Source organism: Aquimarina sp. MAR_2010_214 (assembly GCF_002846555.1).
Classification (GTDB): Bacteria; Bacteroidota; Bacteroidia; order Flavobacteriales; family Flavobacteriaceae; genus Aquimarina.
In genome coordinates, this window is sequence record NZ_PJMS01000001.1 from 550,010 (window position 1) to 570,700 (window position 20,691).

A 20,691-nucleotide genomic window follows, 5' to 3' on the forward strand; every position below is an offset into this window, starting at 1 on the left:
TGTTATAAACTTCTTTCAATATAACGAATAATAGTTTTTGCAATATCCGCTCCCGTTGCTTTTTCTATACCTTCTAATCCCGGAGAAGAATTAACTTCGAGAATAAGAGGCCCTCTTTCACTTTGTAGCATGTCTACACCTGCTACGCCCATTTTTAAAGCTTTGGCTGCTTTTATAGCCGCTTGTTCTTCTTCTTCACTAAGAGTGATCACTGATGCACTACCTCCTCTATGTAAATTAGATCGAAATTCTCCTTCTTTACCTTGTCTTTTCATTGCTCCAACTACCTTTTCATCAACAACTAGAACTCTAATATCCGCTCCTTTGGCTTCTTTTATAAATTCTTGTACAATTACACGAGCTTGTAACCCATTAAAAGCTTCTAACACAGACTCTGCAGCTGTTTTAGTTTCGGCCAATACAACTCCTAATCCCTGAGTACCTTCTAATAACTTAATAATTAGAGGAGCTCCTCCTACATGAGATATAACCTCAGAAACATCTTTAGAATAATTGGTAAATACTGTTTTTGGGAGTCCCAATCCTGCTTTAGATAATATCTGTAAACTTCTTAGTTTATCTCTGGATTGTAGTAATGCCTGTGACTTAAGTGTGGTAAATACATTCATTAATTCAAACTGTCGTACTACCGCAGTACCATAAAAAGTAGTAGAAGCTCCAATTCTGGGAATCACAGCATCTACATGATCTAATTTCTTCCCTCGATAATAAATTTCAGGTTTTTGTTTTTCAATAACAATATCGCAGTTAAGAGGGTCTATTACCTGTACATTATGCTTTCGTTTTACTGCCGCTTGAACCAAAGCATCAGTAGAATACAAATTTGCACTACGTGACAAGATTTTGATATTCATTACAGTTTTCTATTATAGGACTGATTTTCTAATTGGGGATCAACCAAAAATTTACCACTTAAAAACTTACGGCCAATCAATACTGGAAAACGCATATCATCACGAGGAGATAATGTGAGGGTTATTGAATATGTTTCATCAAATACAATAATTTGTGTTCTTACAGCATAGCGTACTTCTACTTTTCCGCTATTACTTTTTACCGCAGTAATGTCATAATTTTTAAATGTAAATCTTTTGCCATTATATTCAGAGTGTGTTGCATCAAGAAGATTGCATTGCAGTGTTTGATCAATCTCTCTTATATCAACGCAATGTATAGATGAAGTATATGCGCCCGTATCAATTTTGACATCGATATCTTTCAATTCTAAAAGAGGAAAATCCACTTTATCTGTTCTTCCAATTATTTTCTTTTCTTTCTCCAAAAGATATGATTAATATTGGGACTACTAATGTAATAAAAATCAATAAGCATTGTATTACATCCCTCCTTTTTAATACAAATTCATAATTCTAATCAATAGTTAACAAAAATTTAAACCTCTAATAGTTGTACTACAATTAAGGTAAACCCTTAACTTTACCATTAGAATATGCAAGAAGCAACGTTAGACATACAAATTAAAACATTACCTACCAGCCCTGGAGTATATCAATATTATGATAAAGACGAAAAACTTCTTTATGTTGGAAAAGCAAAAAATTTAAAAAAAAGAGTCTCTTCTTATTTTACAAAGAATCATGATAACTATAAAACCAAGGTTCTTGTAAAGAAAATTCATGCTATAAAACACATTGTTGTTGAAACAGAAACAGATGCCCTGTTATTAGAAAACAATCTGATTAAAAAATATTTACCAAGGTTTAATGTCATGCTCAAGGATGATAAGACATATCCTTGGATTTGTATCAAAAAAGAACGTTTTTCAAGAATATTTCTTACTCGTAACCTTATCAAAGATGGCTCAGAATACTATGGCCCCTATACTTCTGTGAAAACGGTACATATCCTTTTGGACCTTATCAAAGAACTCTATCAGCTTAGAACCTGTACTTATGATCTATCTCAGGAAAAAATAAATGCCGGAAAATATAAAGTCTGTTTAGAGTATCATTTAGGCAATTGCAAAGGCCCTTGCGAAGGATTACAAGACGAAGAAGAATATCTCGAAAACCTTGAAGCTATTCGTCAAATTGTAAAAGGAAATTTTAAAGATTCTCTTAATCGTTTTAGGAATCAAATGATGATACACGCAGAGAAAATGGAGTTTGAAGATGCACAGCGAATCAAGGAAAAAATACAAATACTAGAAAAATACCAAGCAAGATCAACTGTAGTTAATCCTAAAATAAGTAATGTCGATGTGTTTTCTATCATATCAGATGAATCCTATGGATATATTAATTTTCTTCAACTATCCTATGGCGCCATAATTAGATCACATACCACAGAGGTTAAAAAGAAATTGGACGAATCTGACAAAGAACTTTTAGAACTTGCCATTATCGAACTCCGACAACGTTTTAACTCTACATCCAAAGAAATATTTGTTCCTTTTAATGTAGAAGTAGGAGAAGCACTAAAAATTACAATCCCACAATTGGGTGATAAAAAAAAGATTGTAGACTTATCCTTGAGAAATGCAAAATACCATAGACAGGAGCGTTTTAAGCAAATCAAAATCATGGATCCCGATCGGCATATAAAACGCCTGATGGCGCAAATGAAAAAAGATTTAAGGTTACCCGAAGAGCCAAGACATATCGAATGTTTTGACAATTCGAATATCCAAGGAACTAACCCAGTCGCTGCCTGTGTAGTATTTAAAGATGGAAAACCCAGTAAAAAAGAATATAGAAAATTTAATATAAAAACGGTAGAAGGAGCCAATGATTTTGCCTCTATGGAAGAAGTCGTATATCGGCGTTATAAACGATTAACAGAAGAAAATCAACCTTTACCACAACTGGTCATCGTAGACGGAGGAAAAGGACAACTTTCCTCGGGATTAAAAGCTTTAGACACATTAGGATTAAGAGGAAAGATAACTATTATTGGTATTGCCAAGCGACTAGAAGAGATTTATTACCCTGGAGATTCTATACCTTTATATCTAGATAAAAAATCAGAATCCTTAAAGGTCATACAACATTTACGTAATGAAGCACACCGATTCGGAATCACTTTTCATAGACAAAAAAGAAGTAAAGCCGCTTTAGATACCGAACTGGATTTAATTCCTGGGATTGGAGAAAAAACTGTCATAGAATTATTAAAAAACTTTAGGTCTGTAAAAAGAATAAGTGAGGCTTCTAAACATGAATTAAGCGAAGTGATTGGGGATTCTCGCGCAACCAAAGTGTATAATTATTATCTTTCTAAAAAAGAGTAAACGTGGCCAAACGCAATACATCAAGATTTTTTTTATTAGGGATACTTCTTTTAGTGTTCTTTATTCCTGACACAATTTGGTCTCAAGAAAAACAAGACTCAGAGGGACGTAATGATTCGTCAATAGAGGATGTAAAAGTAGGCTTAGTCTTGAGTGGTGGCGGTGCAAAAGGACTTGCACATATTGGTGCCTTAAAAATAATAGAAGAAGCAGGGATACGTATCGATTATATTGGTGGTACTAGTATGGGAGCAATTGTAGGTGGGTTATACGCTTCTGGGTATCGCGCTGCAGAACTCGATTCTATCTTTAGAGCTGTTGACTTTGATGCATTTATACAAGATGAACTTCCGAGAAGTGCTAAAACTTTTTATGAACGAGAAGACTCAGAAAAATATGCAATAACCTTACCCTTTGACAAATTTAAAATTGGCTTACCCAAAGGACTATCTAAGGGACAGAATTTTTATAACCAATTCTCAAGATTTACAGCTCATGTAAGTGAAATACGTGACTTCAATAATCTCCCAATCCCTTTTTTCTGTATGGCTACTAATATTGAAACTGGGAAACAAGTTCTTCTGGATAAAGGATATTTACCAGATGCTGTAGCTGCTAGTGGAGCATTACCCTCTGTTTTTAGCCCTGTCGAACTAAATGGTATTTTAATGACAGATGGAGGAGTAGCTAATAATTACCCTGTAAAGGAAATAAAAGAAAAAGGAGCAGAAATAGTAATTGGAATTGATGTACAAGATAGCTTAATGTCTAGAGATGAGCTAAATTCGGTAACTAATATCATGCTTCAAATCAGTAATTTCAGAACTTATAATGCTATGAAAGACAAAGTTTCTGAAACCGATGTATACATTAAACCTTCAATAACAGATTTTTCGGTAATATCTTTTAATCAGGCCGATAAAATTATTACCAATGGAGAAAAAGCCGCATTTGCTAATTATGATAAACTAAAAGCAATTGCAATGCGTCAAAAACCTCAACCAAAGGAACCTCCTGTTACTAAAAATTCAGAAAACATATTAGTAAATAGTTTGGTTATTTCAGGAAATAAAAGGTATACAAGAGCTTATATAAAAGGAAAACTAAAACTTAAAACTCCTAGAATTACAACTTACGAAAAATTAAATGAAGGTATTAACAACTTATCTGCAACAGGGAACTTTGATCGTGTAAGCCATAAATTGATCGACACAAGAGAAGGTAAAAAACTAGATCTTAATGTAAAAGAGAGCGAAAACAAAATGTTATTACGTTTTGCACTTCATTATGACGACTTGTATCAGACCGCAGCTTTAATTAATGTAACCAGAAAAAGCCTATTATTTGATAATGATGTGCTCTCTGCAGATGTTGCTTTGGGCGATAATATTCGATATAACCTAGATTATTATATTGACAAGGGGTTTTATTGGAGTACTGGATTAAAATTTCGCTATACCAATTTTAAAAAAGCAATTGATTTTGATTTTATAGGAAGATTTGGAGAGATCCCTGATTTAGATATTAATACTATCGATGTAGATTATACCGATTATAATGCACAAATCTATGCAGAGACCTTATTACAACAAACCTTTTCTGTTGGATTAGGTGCAGAATATAAACGCCTTAGTATTATTTCTGAAACGTTTGGAGAAGATGAAAATCAAATTCCGAGAACTGTATTTGATAATAGTGATTATTGGAGTGCCTTTGGTTATATTAAACTGGATACTTATAATAATAAATATTTTCCGAAGCGAGGATTTTTATTTGAAGGTGATATTCATACCTATCTTTTTTCTTCTGATTTTACAAAAAGTTTTGATGAATTCTCAATTGCCAAAGCACAATTAGGATTTGCTACCCCATTATATAATGATTTTTCTATGAATATTAGCCTGGAAGCAGGTACCAAAATTGGAAATACTTCTCTAAGCTCTCTCGATTTTCTACTTGGAGGTTTTGGTGCTAAAACCATTAATAATTTTATCCCTTTTTATGGATATGATTTCTTCGGAATAACAGGGCAAAGTTTTATGAAAGCCCTGCTATCTGTGGATTATGAGGTATTTAAAAAGAATCATATTAATGCATCTGCTAATTTTGCCAATGTAGGTAATAAGTTATTCAGTACAGGAAAATGGTTTGAAAACCCAGAATTCTCTGGATATGCTATAGGGTATGGCTTAGACACCTTTGCTGGACCCATACAAGTTAAATATTCTTATTCTCCAGAACTAGATGAAAGTAACTGGTCCTTTAGTGTTGGTTTTTGGTTTTAAAAAATTATATTCTAAAGAATAGAAATATTTACGATATTTGTAATGTTATGAATTTATTCTGGCAAGATTTATTATTATTACTACACTACCTTATTAAGCGCAATCCCGAATAAGGTAGAGGTGCTATTTATTATTGTCTTAATTAAAAGTAGTTAATATCTTAAATTTGCAACATCATGCCTTTTTATCATACTCTAGGTGAAATACCCCCTAAGCGTCATACCATCTTTAAAAAACCAGATGGTAATTTATATTATGAGCAATTATTTGGAACAATTGGTTTTGACGGAATGTCAACCAATTTATATCATTGCCATAGACCAACACAAGTAAAAGAAATTAAAGGAAGTTATAGCGTAGCTCCCAAAGTAGCTATAAAAAACAATATCAAATCTTATAGATTCCACGGTTTCAAAGTCAATCCTGAAAAAGATTATCTACAAAGTAGAAAAAATGTATTAACTAATAGTGATGCAAGTATCATTTTATCTGCGCCTCAGGAATCTACTACCGATTATTTCTATAAAAACACAGATGCCGACGAATTAATTTTTATTCATCGTGGAAGCGGAAAATTTCGTAGTCATTTAGGGAATCTGGATTTTAAATACGGTGATTATATTCTTATCCCAAGAGGAACTATTTATAAACTTGATTTTGACACTTCTGATAATCGTTTGTTTATTGTAGAATCAAGAAGACCAATTTATACTCCAAAAAGATACCGTAACTGGTTTGGACAATTGCTAGAACATTCTCCATTTTGTGAGCGCGATATCAGGACTCCATACGAATTAGAAACTAACGATGAAAAAGGAGATTTTTTAATCAAAGTAAAAAAGCAAGACGAAATTTTTGATATGATCTATGCTACACATCCATTTGATGTAGTAGGATACGACGGATTTAATTTCCCTTATGCATTTTCGATACATGACTTTGAACCCATAACAGGTAGAATACATCAACCACCACCAGTGCACCAAACATTCGAGACCGATGCTTTTGTAATTTGTTCTTTTGTACCAAGATTGTATGATTACCACCCAGAGAGCATTCCTGCACCTTATAATCATAGTAATATAGATAGCGATGAAGTGTTATACTATGTCGATGGTGATTTTATGAGTAGAAACGATATTGATGCAGGACATATTTCTTTACATCCTGCAGGGATACCACATGGTCCACACCCCGGTGCAGCAGAACGAAGTATTGGAAAAACCAAAACCGATGAATTAGCTGTTATGGTAGATACCTTTAAACCTCTTATGGTTACAGAAGAGGCTATGAAAATAGCAGATGAAGATTATCATAAATCCTGGTTAGAGTAATTTTTCAAAGAATGTTTTTATATCTAAAACAATTTAAAAAACATTTATGCTAAATTACCGGAAAGACATTACAGCACATTTAAGAGCCATGTGGTAGCTTTTTAAACTGACCTTTACAGAAAAAATCGAATACATTTTTCTCATTGATTCATTTATTTAACTATAAAATTTAAAGCATTATGTCGACCAATATAACACCTCAGAATTTAGAAAAAATAGTTCCTCAGGCAGAAGATTTCTTACCACTGTTAGGAACAGATTATGTAGAACTCTATGTAGGTAATGCCAAGCAGGCAGCCTATTATTATCAAGCAGCATGGGGTTTTCAAATTATAGCCTATGCCGGATTAGAAACAGGATGTAAGGATAAGGTTTCTTATGTATTACAACAAGATAAAATACGCTTAGTTCTTACCTCACCTTTACAACCTGATGGAGATATTAACAAACACATTAATGCCCATGGTGATGCAGTAAAAGTAGTAGCTCTTTGGGTTGATGATGCTACCAAAAGCTATCAAGAAACTGTAAAACGTGGTGCTAAATCCTATATGGAACCCACTGTTGAGGAAGATGAAAATGGTAAAGTTGTGTTCTCAGGAATCCACACTTATGGAGAAACAGTACACATTTTTGTAGAACGAAAAAATTATCATGGGACATTCTTACCTGGCTATATGGCTTGGAACAAACCCTATAAAACAGAAACCACCGGTCTTAAGTTTATTGACCATATGGTAGGTAATGTAGGATGGAATGAAATGAACAAATGGTGTGAGTTCTATGCCAAAGTTATGGGGTTTGCGCAATTAGTATCTTTTGACGACAAAGATATTTCTACAGAATATACAGCCTTAATGAGTAAGGTAATGAGTAATGGTAACGGGCGTATAAAGTTTCCTATAAACGAACCTGCTGAAGGAAGAAAAAAATCCCAAATTGAAGAATACATCGATTTTTATAATGGTGCCGGAGTACAACACATAGCATTGGCTACCGATAACATTATTGAAACTGTTTCTGCACTTCAGAATCGAGGAATCGAATTTCTTACTGTTCCATCTAGTTATTATGAAACTGTTTTGGATCGAGTTGGTGAAATAGATGAAGATCTTGAGCCACTTAAAGAGTTAGGAATTCTAATTGATCGGGATGATGAAGGGTATCTTCTTCAGATTTTTACAAAACCGGTTCTAGATCGCCCTACAATGTTTTTTGAAATTATCCAACGTAAAGGAGCTCAGTCTTTTGGTAAAGGTAATTTTAAAGCATTATTCGAAGCTATCGAAAGAGAACAAGAACAAAGAGGTACGCTTTAAAAATATTCTAACACTACATTTTAAGAAAATAGACATATTATTTTCTTGCCATTTTTATATACCAATTATTTAGAACTTATCTTTTAATTGGTATATAATATATGGTATAGTATTTCCAAAAAACCAAACAAAAGTTCTTCGTAAAAATAGTTTCCTGGAAATGAAACTATAATACAGGATATGAACTTCTAAGAAAAACAATATAATGAAATTAGCAACCATAAAAAACGATACCCGAGACGGACAACTAGTTGTAGTAAGCAGGGATCTAACCAAAGCCGTAAAAGTTCCTGAAATTGCGCAAACAATGCAAGAGGCTTTGGATAATTGGGAAGATACTTCCCCTAAACTAGAAAAAGTATACGATCAGTTACAAAATAGCACATTACCAAATACTTTTGATTTTGATTCGACCGTAGCCATGGCTGCCATTCCCAGAGCTTATCATTGGGCAGACGGTAGTGCTTATGTTACTCATGTAGAACTAGTAAGAAAAGCAAGAAATGCCGAATTACCAGAGACTTTCTGGACCGATCCCTTAATGTATATGGGGGCTTCTGATGCATTTATTGGAGCAAATGATGATATTGAAATTGAAAAAGAAGAATGGGGAATAGATTTTGAGTCTGAAGTCGCTGTAATAACAGATGATGTTCCTGCTGGTGTTAGCGCTAAAAATGCTCAAAAGCATATTAAACTTGTGGCAATTATTAATGATGTTTCATTAAGGAATTTAATCCCTAATGAGTTAGCTAAACAATTTGGGTTCTATCAATCAAAACCATGGACTACATTTTCTCCAGTAGTAGTTACGCCAGATGAACTAGACGATGCCTGGGAAAATGCCAAGGTACATCTACCATTGATATCTACACTAAATTCTAAAGTTATAGGATCACCTAATGCCGGAATAGATATGACTTTTGATTTTGGTCAATTGATCGCTCATGCTGCTAAATCAAGATCTTTAATAGCCGGATCTGTAATAGGATCAGGTACTGTTGCAAATCAAGGGAGTCCAGATGGATCAAGCTGTTTGGCAGAAGTTAGATGTTTAGAAATTATTAAAAACGGAAAACCATCCACTCCCTTTATGAGTTTTGATGATCGTATAGAAATCGAAATGAAAAATAAACAAGGAGAAACTATTTTTGGAAAAATAGATCAGGTCGTAAAACAATACAAACCTATAAATTAAATAAATTGTGGACTTATTATTATGTAATCAAAGACAAATTAGTTCATACTATCGAGAAGTAGATCAAATCTATTTCCAGGCATAAAATGACACGAATTTTGGTTAGAAAAATAACTAAAAAAACACCCTTTTTATTGACTAAAATTGTTTTTTGCTTTTTTGAGAAAAATGCAATTTTCGCAGCAAATGATATAAACTTTTGTTAAATTTCATAATAAAAAAACGTTTTCGTTTGATAATTATTCAAAAAAAGTCCATTTTTGCATAAATAGGTGGAGTGGTTACCGCCTATATCTAAAACAATAATTATTCTCATAATTTAAGTTTTTAGTTGGTTAATAAAAGTAAAGAAGAGAGCTGTGGTGGCTCTCTTTTTTTGTCTATATTTTAAAATTAGATAACAATATTCATTTTTATCTCTTCATATTAAATAGTATTTTTGGAATGGATATTGTAATTGCATATTCAATTAACATGTATGTCAAATAATAACAATGCCCTAAACTATGAAAAAGTATATTATAATATTGCTTTTGATAACAAGTATATCTCCTGCTTTTGCGCAAGATAGCCATAAAGCATTCGATTCTGGAGAATGGTTTAAGTTCAGAATTCATTATGGCCTTTTTACAGCTAGTTATGCTACACTTGAAATTAAAAAAGAACAGTTAAATGGGAAATCAGTACACCATATCATTGGTACAGGTAAATCATCCGGTTTTTTAAGTGTCTTTTTTAAAGTAGAAGATTATTATGAAACTTATATTGACATAGATAGAGTAAAACCATATCGTTTCATTCGAAAAATAAATGAGGGAGGACATACCAAGAATATAGAAATTAACTTCGATCATAATGAAAACAAAGCATTAGTTTTCAACAAAAAACACAATACAAAAAAATCTTACCCAATACAATCTGATGTACAAGACATGATGTCTTCTTTTTATTATTTACGTAATAACATTAACACATCTTCTCTAAAAAAAGGAGATGAACAATATGTAAATATGTTTTTTGATAATGAAAGCTATCGTTTTAAGTTAAAATTCTTAGGAAGAGAAATCATTAAAACCAAAATGGGTAAAATTGCATGTTTAAAATTTAGACCCTATGTTCAAGCAGATAGAGTTTTTAAAGAAGAAGAAAGTATGACTGTATGGGTAAGCGATGATGACAACCGTATGCCCGTAAGAATAAAAGCAGATATTGTTGTAGGCTCGATAAAAGCAGATTTAGATGCATTTAAAGGACTTAAACACCCATTTAAAATTATAGTAGATTAATGAATGAATCTATAAAGCCAGAGATTGCCGAAAAAATAAAGCAACTAGAAAAAAAATTTAAAAACTCTGGCCAGGATCTGGGGTCATATTTAGACGGTCTACTTCACGATCGATATTTAACCTATTGGGATTATATACACCTGGACACTTTATTAAGCTTACAGATCCCAAGAACACATTTCCCTGACGAGGAGATCTTTATTACTTATCATCAAATTACAGAACTCTATTTCAAGCTAATTATACATGAATTAAAGCAGATCATTGATGACAAATTACAAAATGCCGCTTTTTTTACTACTAAAATTGATAGAGTAAATCGTTATTTCGGAGTTTTGATCAATTCTTTTGACGTTATGATTAGAGGAATGGACAGAGAACAATTTCTTAAATACCGAATGTCTCTTCTACCTGCAAGTGGTTTTCAATCTGTGCAATTTAGGTTAATCGAGATCTATTCAACTCCCCTGACGAATCTTGTAAGTGCTAAAGAAAGAGATATTTTTTCTGAAAAAGATGTCCTCGAAGAAGTATTCGAACATTTGTACTGGAAATCTGGTGCTACCGATAAAGAAACCGGTGAAAAAACACTTACTCTTAAGCAATTCGAATATCGATATACACCAAGAATGATGCGTATTGCTCACCAAGTACAACAGAGCACTATTTTTCACAAATACCTCGAACTACCAGAAAAAGAGCAAAATAATGTGCTCCTTATCGAAGCATTACGTACTTTTGACACTAATGTGAATGTTAATTGGTTATTAATGCACATGGGTGCTGCCTATAGGTATCTCAATAAAGAGAAAGGTGAAGTTTTGGCTACAGGAGGAACTAACTGGAAAAGTTTCTTGCCTCCAAGTTTTCAAAGGATTATGTTTTTTCCTAATCTTTGGACCAAGGAAGAAAAAGAAAACTGGGGTCAACAATGGGTTACTCATCAATTTAATACCGCAAAATAAAATAGTCGTCAGTTGAAGCAAATAGGTTATTTACTACTTACCGCGGTAGTATTATTTTCATGTCAAAAAGAAAAAAAAGAAGCAAAAGTTATTGTTCCAGAAGTTATAGAGGAAGAAAAAGCGCCTCCAATTATAACTGAATTTGGTTACGTTCTAAATGACTTTAATGTTGTTAAAGACACCATACGCCCCGGAGATAGTTTTGGAGCCATTATGGATACTCATGGGATAAGTAGAACTAAAGTATTTGAGATCACTAATACAATTAAAGACACCTTTAATGTAGCCAGAATTCAGGCAGGAAAACCTTATATGCTTCTTAAATCAAAAGATACTACAGAAAAAGCACAGGTATTTGTATATCAAAACAACAAAATCGATTATACCGTGATTGATTTTAGAGATAGTATCATTGCCAAAAAAAGCAAAAAACCAGTAGCGCTTGTTGATAAAACTGCTTCTGGAATCATAAACAGCAGTTTAATGCAAACATTTGACGATATGGATCTCAATTTTCTGGTTGCATATAACATGGCAGATATCTATGCATGGACTATTGATTTCACAAGATTACAAGCAGGAGATAGATTTAAGGTAATTTATACCGAAAAATTTATTGATGATACTATTCCCGCAGGAGTTGATAAAATCAAAGCCTGCTATTTTGAACATCGAGGTAAACCTATTTATGCTTTTAGGTTTATTGATGATTCTATTAACAATTCTATAGATTATTATGATGATGAAGCTAATAATTTACGTAGAGCATTTCTTACTGCTCCTGTAAAATTTAGTAGAATTTCTTCGCGATACAACCTTAAACGCAGAATCAAATATTATGGCAACAAAGTAAGGCCACATCGAGGGACAGATTTTGCTGCTCCTATAGGTACCCCGATATTGGCCACTGCAGATGGAGTCGTAACCAAATCTGAGCGAAGAGGCGGAAATGGTAAATATGTAAAAATAAGGCATAATGCCACTTATGATACTCAATATCTACACATGAGCAGACAAGCTGTAAAAGTAGGTGAATTTGTAAACCAAGGAGATGTTATAGGATATATTGGGATGACTGGTAACACAGGAGGTCCCCATGTGTGCTACAGATTCTGGAAAAACGGAAAAGAAGTAGACCCATTTAAACAAGATCTTCCGGCTTCAAAACCACTAGCCGATAGTCTTAAACAAGGTTTTTATAACCACGTTCAACCTTTAAAGACCGAATTAGATAGTATTCCTTTTAAACCACAAAAACCGCAGGAAATTTTATAAACCATGACATTACCAACTATTAACCCAACCACCACAAAAGCCTGGGAAGCATTAAAATCTCATTATGAAACCATAAAAGATACACACCTTACAACTCTTTTTAAACACAATCCGGATCGCGCACATGCTTTTTCGATTGAATGGAAGGATTTTTATGTAGATTATTCTAAAAACAGGATCGATAAAACCACAAAAAACCTGTTATTGGACCTGGCTAGAGAAGTAAAGCTCGATGAAGCTATACAACATTATTTTGATGGTAGTACTATTAATGAGACAGAGAATAGAGCCGTTCTACATACCGCTCTCAGAACACCATCTGAACATCAAGTTATCATTGATGGTAAAAATATAGTCTCAGAAGTTACAAACGTAAAAGAAAAAATAAAATCCTTTAGCCATCAGGTCATTTCAGGAAATCTTAAAGGATATACGGGTAAAGCTTTTACCGATATTGTAAATATTGGTATTGGAGGATCTGATCTTGGCCCTGCTATGATTACAGAGTCCTTAACGTATTATAAGAATCATCTTACTCTACATTTTATCTCTAATGTAGATGGAGATCATGTTCATCAAAACCTAAAAAAATTAGATCCAGAGACTACCTTATTTGTAGTCGTATCTAAAACCTTTTCTACTCAAGAAACCATATCCAATGCTACAACAGCAAGAAAGTGGTTCACCCAAAATGCGCCTAAAGAAGCTGTGGGAAAGCATTTTGTAGCCGTATCAAGTAATATTCTTAATGTGACCAATTTTGGGATTGCAGAAGAAAATATTTTCCCTTTATGGGATTGGGTTGGTGGTCGTTTTTCTTTATGGAGCGCAGTTGGATTGTCTATAAGTCTATCTATAGGCTTTGAAAATTTTGAAGCCCTACTAGCTGGAGCCTATGAAATGGATGAGCATTTTAAAAATACTCCTTTTGAAGAAAATATTCCCGTAATTTTAGGAATGCTTAGCATATGGTACAATAATTTTTTTAATGTAGAAAGCGAAGCTATTATTCCCTACTCTCAATATTTACATAGGTTACCAGCATATCTGCAACAAGGTATTATGGAAAGTAATGGAAAAAGTACAGATCGTAATGGTAATCCTATTACCTACCAAACCGGTACGATTATCTGGGGAGAGCCAGGAACTAATGCTCAGCATGCATTCTTTCAATTAATTCATCAAGGAACCAAATTGATTCCAGCAGAATTTATTGGCTTTAAACACTCCTTATTTAGTGATCAGGATCATCAAAATAAGTTAATGGCCAATTTTTTTGCACAAACAGAAGCCTTGATGAATGGTAAAACTCAAGAAGAAGTGCTTCAGGAATTAAGTGCTAAAAATACCTCTGATGAAAAATTAAAAAAACTACTCCCTTTTAAAGTATTTGCAGGTAATAAACCAACAACCACTATTTTAATTGATACCCTTACCCCTAAAAACTTAGGAGCATTAGTATCAATGTATGAACAACGTATTTTTATTCAAGGTATCATATGGAATATTTTTAGCTATGATCAATGGGGTGTAGAATTAGGTAAGCAACTGGCTACTGCTATCTTATCTGAAATCGATACTCATGAAGTTAAAGAACACGATTCGTCAACAAAAGCTCTTTTACAAAGATATTTAGACAACTCTGAATGATAAATCTATTTTCAGTTTTGTTCTCCTGTTTGAAAATAATATGTTAATCGCAATGTATTTAACATTCATTTTCTGAATTATGGACGTTTTTTTCGCCTAATGTTGCAACATTGTATTAAATTTTAAGGCTAAGTTCTAAAAAGCATATTATTTACTACTATGTTTTTAAATTCCATCCAGGCAGTATTGGAAGCAAAGGCTATAGCTGCTACGGTTGCCATTTTACTGGTTGAATTTTTTATTTTTTCTAAGACTAAAAACCAATTCAGATAATTCTGAAGGTATTTTGTTGCCACTCCATTGAAGGGCTCCATAAATTTCCTTAGACGCATATCCATATTATTCACATTTTGTACGTGATATATTTTGTCAACAGCTCTTTGACCCTTCGAAGCATTAAATTTTTTGTGTGCTACCTTCTTGTCTTTTGCAAATGCAGTATAGCTTCTGTGACTGTCGCTACAAAGGGTTTCTACTTTAGCCAACTTCCCTTGTAATATAGTCTCCAAGTCACTTTTACTAATGCGACCTCTGGTAGCTACTTTGAAATCTTTGTTCCCTGATCGGTCACAACTGGCTATCACAGCTACTTTTTCATTACTGAGACCAGCTTTACTTGCCTTTGCGCCACGTTTTCTAGCAGGACGATCCAAATTTCGATTCCCTTTTTCAGAGTAAGCAAAGAAAAGATCATCACTCTCTAGGATTCCTTGGAATTCATCCACACTTACGCTCCCAAAGGAGACAAGTAATTTGTGCCTCCAATCAAAAGAAGTCTGAATAGAAATCCCTGTTTCTTTGGCACTCTTGCGAATACTATATCCAGAGAGTAAACAGAATAAATAACGATTAACTTTGTCTTTCTTCTTGAGGTTGTACCAGAACTTACCGGTAGTTTCACTAAAGTTTTTATGACAAGTATTACAAACATAGCGCTGTACTCCTTTGAGCTTACCATTAGCCTTAATTTTATTGCACTTACAATGAGGACAGCTTATGGCTTTACTCTGATTGCTATCAATCAGGGCTGAACCCTCAGTAGAGATCTCCAATAATGTGGAAACAATTTCTGATTGAACCAAAGCCGATGAACTAATGAAAAAATCTCTAAAATCTTCTGGTATCATTTCTCCGTTTTTATAAAGTAAAGATAAAACATATTCTAATTAGAACTTAGCCAATTTTAATTAACAATCCACTAGTTAATAACTTGTTAATATCTTCAACCAATTACTAATCAATCTGATACTAAAAAAAATTATCTTAAAACTATAATACAAACCTGCAAAAGATTTAACATTTTAATAAACTATGCATACATAAAGATTCGTTCTTTTGCGAAGAGTATTAACACTATCAATTATTTACAAAACTGGATATGATTTAAATAATTTTTAAGCCACTTTTAGTGTCATTATTTCAATCGTTAAGAGTTTTATGAGACAATTAAAAACAATTAAAACACACTCATGAAAAAGATTACATTTTTATTTGTTGTAATCCTTATCGCAGTCGTTGGGAAAACGTTTGCGCAAGGGGTAACTACTTCTTCATTAGGAGGTAAAGTTACAGACAATGCAGGTGGTCCACTACCTGGAGCTAATATTGTGGCAGTTCATCAAGCATCAGGTACAACCTATGGTGCAACTACCGATTTTGATGGATTTTATAGAATTTCTGGTATGCGTACCGGAGGTCCTTATACTATTACCATTTCTTATCTTGGATTTAATGATTATGTAAGAGAGAATATATCTCTTCAATTAGGACAATCTTTCAGAATTAGTACTCAGATGGTTGAGGCATCAAGCGAATTAGAAAAGGTAGTTATAACCGTTACTAATAATGGTGTATTTAACTCTAACAAAAGTGGTGCAGAAACTAATATTTCGCAAAGAGATATTCAAAATTTACCACAAACTTCCCGATCTGTTGCAGATTTTGTTAGATTAACACCACAAGCTCAGGTATCTGAAGATGATGATGGTTTTAGCATCTCTTTGGCAGGTCAGAATAGTAGATATAATGCTATCTATATTGATGGTGCAGTTAATAATGATGTTTTTGGATTAGCAGACTCTGGAACTAATGGAGGACAAACTGGTGTAAATCCATTTTCAGTAGATGCTATTGAATCTTTTCAAGTACAAATAGCACCTTTTGATGTAAGAATTGCTGGTTTTGCTGGTGGTGCGATAAGTGCTGTTACAAGATCAGGAACAAATACTATTGAAGGATCTGCTTATGCATTTATAAGAAATCAAGATTTAGCTGGTAAAACACCTCCTAGTTTGCTTAATGAAGGTGAGTCTAGAGAAAAATTTCCTGATTTTTCATCTACTACATATGGGGTAAGAGTTGGTGGACCAATTATTAAAGATAAATTGTTCTACTTCATTAATTATGAAAGAGAAGATAGAGAAGTCCCTCAACCTTTCAATATCAACAATTATACTGGGGATTCTAACACACTTGCTGCAATAGAAAGTTTAAGATCCAGAACTCTTGCAACATATGGTTATGATATCGGTGGATTTCAGAGCAACGAAACTACTTTAGAAAGTGATAAATTTACTATTAAATTAGATTGGAATATTAATGAAAATAACAAATTATCTTTCAGACATGGTTATGTTAAAGGATCAAATTTAGAAGCTAGAAATTCTAATAGTAGAGGAATTGGTTTTGAAAATGGGTCAGAAAAATTTGTTACTGTTTCTAACTCTTCTGCATTAGAGATAAACTCTACTATTGGCTCAGATTATTCAAATAACCTTATTATAGGGTATACTAGAGTAAGAGACGACAGAGATCCTAGTGGTAGTCCATTCCCAACAGTAAGAATTGCCGACGGTTTAAATAACAGAGATTTTAGACAAGGTCTTATTTTTGGAAACGAGCCTTTCTCTACAGCAAACCTTTTAGATCAAGACATCTTTACATTAACAAATAATTTTGAGATTTATAAAGGAGCACATACTATAACCATAGGTACTCATAACGAATATTCAAAAATTAAAAACTTATTCTTTGCCTTTAATCATGGAGATTATACTTTTCTTACTGTAGATGATTTTCTTACAGGACAACCTGCTAGTTTTTACCAGAGAGAGTATTCTTTATTAGGAGGACTCGGTACTGGTGATGATTCTACAGGAGCATCAGAATTTGATGTACTTCAATTAGGTATTTATGCACAAGATGAAGTTCAGTTTACAGATAATTTTAAAATTACTATTGGTCTTAGATTTGACTTTCCTATTTGGGAAGATGGGCTTGCCAATGATGATTTTAATAACAGAACGATACCTTTACTTGAAGCAGCCGGATATGATTTACAAGGTGCAAGAGTTGGAAAAGGTGTTGACTCACAAGTTTATATCTCGCCTAGAGTTGGGTTTAACTGGAATGTAAATGGTGAACGTAAAACACAAATCCGTGGAGGTTTCGGTATCTTTACCTCAAGACTTCCTTTAGTATGGCCAGCAGCAACATATAATAATAATGGAGTTACAGGTGGAAGATCTAGAAGCTTTGAGCTTAGCGACCCTGTAGTGTTTAATCCAAATATTAACCAACAACCTGTTACAGTACAACCTGGTACAGGTGGCGTTGGTGGTCGAATTGATTTATTCGCTCCAGACTTCAAATTACCACAAGTATTCAAAGCAAATTTTGCAATAGATCAAAAATTACCTTTATGGGGATTGGTTGCAAGTGCAGATTTAATTTGGAATGATAATATAACTGCTCTTAATTACCAACAGTTGAATATAGTAGGTGAAGCAGGAGCTCTAAATGGTCCTGATAATAGACCTTATTATGATGATAATGAAATTGATGATACATACAGAGACATTATATTAGCTTCAAACACCGGTGAAGGATATTCTTGGAATGCTAGTTTTACACTTAGAAAACCTTTCGAAAATGGTTTCCAAGGGCAAGTATCTTATTCTTATGGTGATTCTAAATCCCTTTTTGATGGTACTTCATCAAGAAATATTTCACAATGGGCAAATATAGAAACGGTAAATGGAAAAAATGCACCTCAATTAAGCAGATCAGATTTTGCTCAAGGGCATAGAATCAACGCTAATGTTTCTTATGAAATCAAATGGACTGATAATTTAAAAACTACGTTTGGCGTATACTACGAAGGATCTCAAGGACAGCCTTATTCTTTCATATATGATGGATCATTACTTGGAGATAACAGATCTGACAATGCTTTATTGTATGTTCCTGCTAACCAGAGTGAAATTAACCTTGTTCCTTTTAGAGATCGTGACGGAAACATAATCCCAGGATCAGATACTCCTGCAGAGCAATGGGCAGCCTTAAATGCATTTATAGAAGGAAACGACTACTTAAGAAAAAGAAGAGGTCGTTATGCAGAGCGTAACGGAGATCAAGGTCCATGGAGTCATGTTATCGACTTACGTTTTGTTCAAGATTTCTCTATTAATTTTGGTGATAAAAAACACACATTACAAGCAACAGCTGATATAAATAACTTCACAAATCTAATTAATAAAGATTGGGGTAAACGTAAATTTATTCGCCAAACTGTAGATCTAATTAATGCAGAGACTGGTGGCCCAGATCCTGAGTATACTTTTGATGCAGATAGATTTAAAGATGGTATCGAAGAGCTTACTGATAGTGGTAGGTTAAATGCTTCGAGATGGCAAATGCAAGTAGGATTACGCTATCTATTTAACTAAAGAATTATAAAACCAAATATCAAAAACCTCATTCGAAAATCGAATGAGGTTTTTTTATGCTCTATGTTTTTAATCTTCATCATTTATCTTACAATAGAGAGTAATAAATTTCAGTAAAAATCGTTGTGAATTTCTACTATTTAATCATTTACAGCAAATCACCCTCTTTTTTAAAAAAAATACATATATATGTAAGTACTTCTAAATAATAACGACACTACTAAAACCAACTTAAATAGGTATAAACACAAAAATCTACAATATGAAAAACTTACTTTACTGGGGTTTATTTCTTGCACTGTGTGCAGGATGTAAAAACGATTCTAAACAAAAAGACAAAGATTACGTTCCAGTTTCTTCAAATGAAAATAAGACAGTTGCGGTATCTGAAATTGATAAGAAAGCCCGAAAAACTTTTGGTGCATTACCAAAAATAGCAGAAAACCCAGACAATCCTATAACCCATGAGAAAGTGACTCTGGGTAAAACCCTTTATTATGACAAACGTCTTTCAAAAGATAATACACAAAGTTGTAATACTTGCCATAATCTAAAAACGTATGGAGTAGATAATCAATCTTTTTCATTAGGTAACGATGGCAAACCAGGAGGGCGTAACTCTCCTACGACTCTAAATGCTGCGCTACATATCTCTCAATTTTGGGATGGACGAGAACCTGATGTAGAAGCACAAGCTGGAGGGCCCATATTAAATCCAATAGAAATGGCAATGCCCAACGAGACAGTAGTGGTAGATCGAATATCAAAAATCGATGAATATATTAACCTTTTTGCCAAAGCTTTTCCAGAGGAAAAAGATCCTATAACCTATAGAAATATAGAAAAAGCTATTGGTGCTTTTGAACGAAAACTAATTACTCCTTCTAAGTTTGACAAGTATATGGCAGGAGATGGTACCGCGTTAAACAAATATGAAAAGAAAGGTATGGAAACCTTTATAAATGTTGGTTGTATCACCTGCCACACAGGAGCTTTACTAGGTGGTAATATGTATCAAAAATTTGGACTTACCGTAAACTATTGGGAGCACACAAATAGTGAAAAAATAGATAATGGTAGGTTTGATGTTACTAAAAATGAAGCCGATAAATATGTCTTTAAGGTTCCTTCGTTACTTAATATTGAAAAAACAGCACCTTACTTTCATGATGGTAGTATTAAGGATCTTAAAAAAGCCATCTCAATTATGGGTGAAACTCAATTAAATCAAAAGTTAAATCCACAGCAAGTTAACGAGATTCATCTTTTTTTACAGACTTTAACAGGAGAGGTTCCAGAAGAAGCTTTAGAGTAAAATCGGGATAGTTATGTTTAGCTATAGCTAAACAATCTTGCTAAATAAGTCTTTACATTTTACAGA

At 33.4% G+C, this 20,691-nt stretch carries 14 protein-coding genes; 11 read left to right on the plus strand and 3 right to left on the minus strand.

What is annotated here, in order from left to right:
• Positions 1-2: 2 nt before the first annotated feature.
• Both rimK and ATE84_RS02480 read right to left on the minus strand, forming a co-directional pair.
• Positions 3-875: a 30S ribosomal protein S6--L-glutamate ligase gene (rimK, locus tag ATE84_RS02475; RefSeq protein ID WP_101445520.1), complete on the minus strand. Its 873-nt coding sequence runs from the start codon at positions 873-875 to the stop codon at positions 3-5.
• Positions 875-1,303, minus strand: coding sequence for a RimK/LysX family protein (locus tag ATE84_RS02480; protein ID WP_101445522.1), 429 nt, complete (start codon positions 1,301-1,303; stop codon positions 875-877). The genes rimK and ATE84_RS02480 overlap by 1 nt, the downstream gene beginning before the upstream one ends.
• Before the next feature lie 168 nt (positions 1,304-1,471).
• On the opposite strand from ATE84_RS02480, the gene uvrC reads away from it, so the two are divergent.
• The 9 genes from uvrC to pgi all read left to right on the plus strand — a co-directional run bounded on the left by uvrC (position 1,472) and on the right by pgi (position 14,583).
• On the plus strand, positions 1,472-3,271 hold the full coding sequence (gene uvrC / locus ATE84_RS02485; RefSeq protein ID WP_101445523.1) for an excinuclease ABC subunit UvrC: 1,800 nt from the start codon (positions 1,472-1,474) through the stop codon (positions 3,269-3,271).
• Positions 3,272-3,273: 2 nt separating this feature from the next.
• A complete protein-coding gene (locus ATE84_RS02490; protein ID WP_233195732.1) occupies positions 3,274-5,556 on the plus strand; it encodes a patatin-like phospholipase family protein in 2,283 nt (760 codons plus the stop codon).
• 176 nt (positions 5,557-5,732) lie between these two features.
• The gene (locus tag ATE84_RS02495; protein WP_101445525.1) at positions 5,733-6,890 is read left to right on the plus strand and encodes a homogentisate 1,2-dioxygenase; all 1,158 of its coding nucleotides are present in this window, start codon (positions 5,733-5,735) and stop codon (positions 6,888-6,890) included.
• 179 nt (positions 6,891-7,069) lie between these two features.
• Positions 7,070-8,209 (plus strand): 4-hydroxyphenylpyruvate dioxygenase, encoded by a 1,140-nt coding sequence (gene hppD / locus ATE84_RS02500; RefSeq protein ID WP_101445527.1) that lies wholly within the window; start codon positions 7,070-7,072, stop codon positions 8,207-8,209.
• Between the two features lie 205 nt (positions 8,210-8,414).
• A complete protein-coding gene (locus ATE84_RS02505) occupies positions 8,415-9,407 on the plus strand; it encodes a fumarylacetoacetate hydrolase family protein (protein ID WP_101445529.1) in 993 nt (330 codons plus the stop codon).
• 506 nt (positions 9,408-9,913) lie between these two features.
• Entirely contained in the window at positions 9,914-10,693 is a 780-nt protein-coding gene (locus ATE84_RS02510; protein WP_101445530.1) for a DUF3108 domain-containing protein, read from the plus strand.
• On the plus strand, positions 10,693-11,658 hold the full coding sequence (locus ATE84_RS02515; RefSeq protein ID WP_101445532.1) for a tryptophan 2,3-dioxygenase family protein: 966 nt from the start codon (positions 10,693-10,695) through the stop codon (positions 11,656-11,658). The genes ATE84_RS02510 and ATE84_RS02515 overlap by 1 nt, the downstream gene beginning before the upstream one ends.
• 12 nt (positions 11,659-11,670) lie before the next feature.
• The gene (locus tag ATE84_RS02520) at positions 11,671-12,933 is read left to right on the plus strand and encodes a peptidoglycan DD-metalloendopeptidase family protein (RefSeq protein ID WP_101445534.1); all 1,263 of its coding nucleotides are present in this window, start codon (positions 11,671-11,673) and stop codon (positions 12,931-12,933) included.
• Positions 12,934-12,936: 3 nt separating this feature from the next.
• A complete protein-coding gene (gene pgi / locus ATE84_RS02525; protein ID WP_101445535.1) occupies positions 12,937-14,583 on the plus strand; it encodes a glucose-6-phosphate isomerase in 1,647 nt (548 codons plus the stop codon).
• A 128-nt stretch (positions 14,584-14,711) separates the two neighbouring features.
• Here pgi and ATE84_RS02530 read toward each other — a convergent pair whose 3' ends face one another.
• The gene (locus ATE84_RS02530; RefSeq protein WP_101444842.1) at positions 14,712-15,710 is read right to left on the minus strand and encodes an IS1595 family transposase; all 999 of its coding nucleotides are present in this window, start codon (positions 15,708-15,710) and stop codon (positions 14,712-14,714) included.
• Positions 15,711-16,052: 342 nt separating this feature from the next.
• Between ATE84_RS02530 and ATE84_RS02535 the strand changes: the two genes are divergently transcribed.
• A complete protein-coding gene (locus ATE84_RS02535) occupies positions 16,053-19,310 on the plus strand; it encodes a carboxypeptidase regulatory-like domain-containing protein (protein ID WP_101445537.1) in 3,258 nt (1,085 codons plus the stop codon).
• 262 nt (positions 19,311-19,572) lie between these two features.
• On the plus strand, positions 19,573-20,625 hold the full coding sequence (locus tag ATE84_RS02540; RefSeq protein WP_101445538.1) for a cytochrome-c peroxidase: 1,053 nt from the start codon (positions 19,573-19,575) through the stop codon (positions 20,623-20,625).
• Positions 20,626-20,691 lie beyond the last annotated feature (66 nt).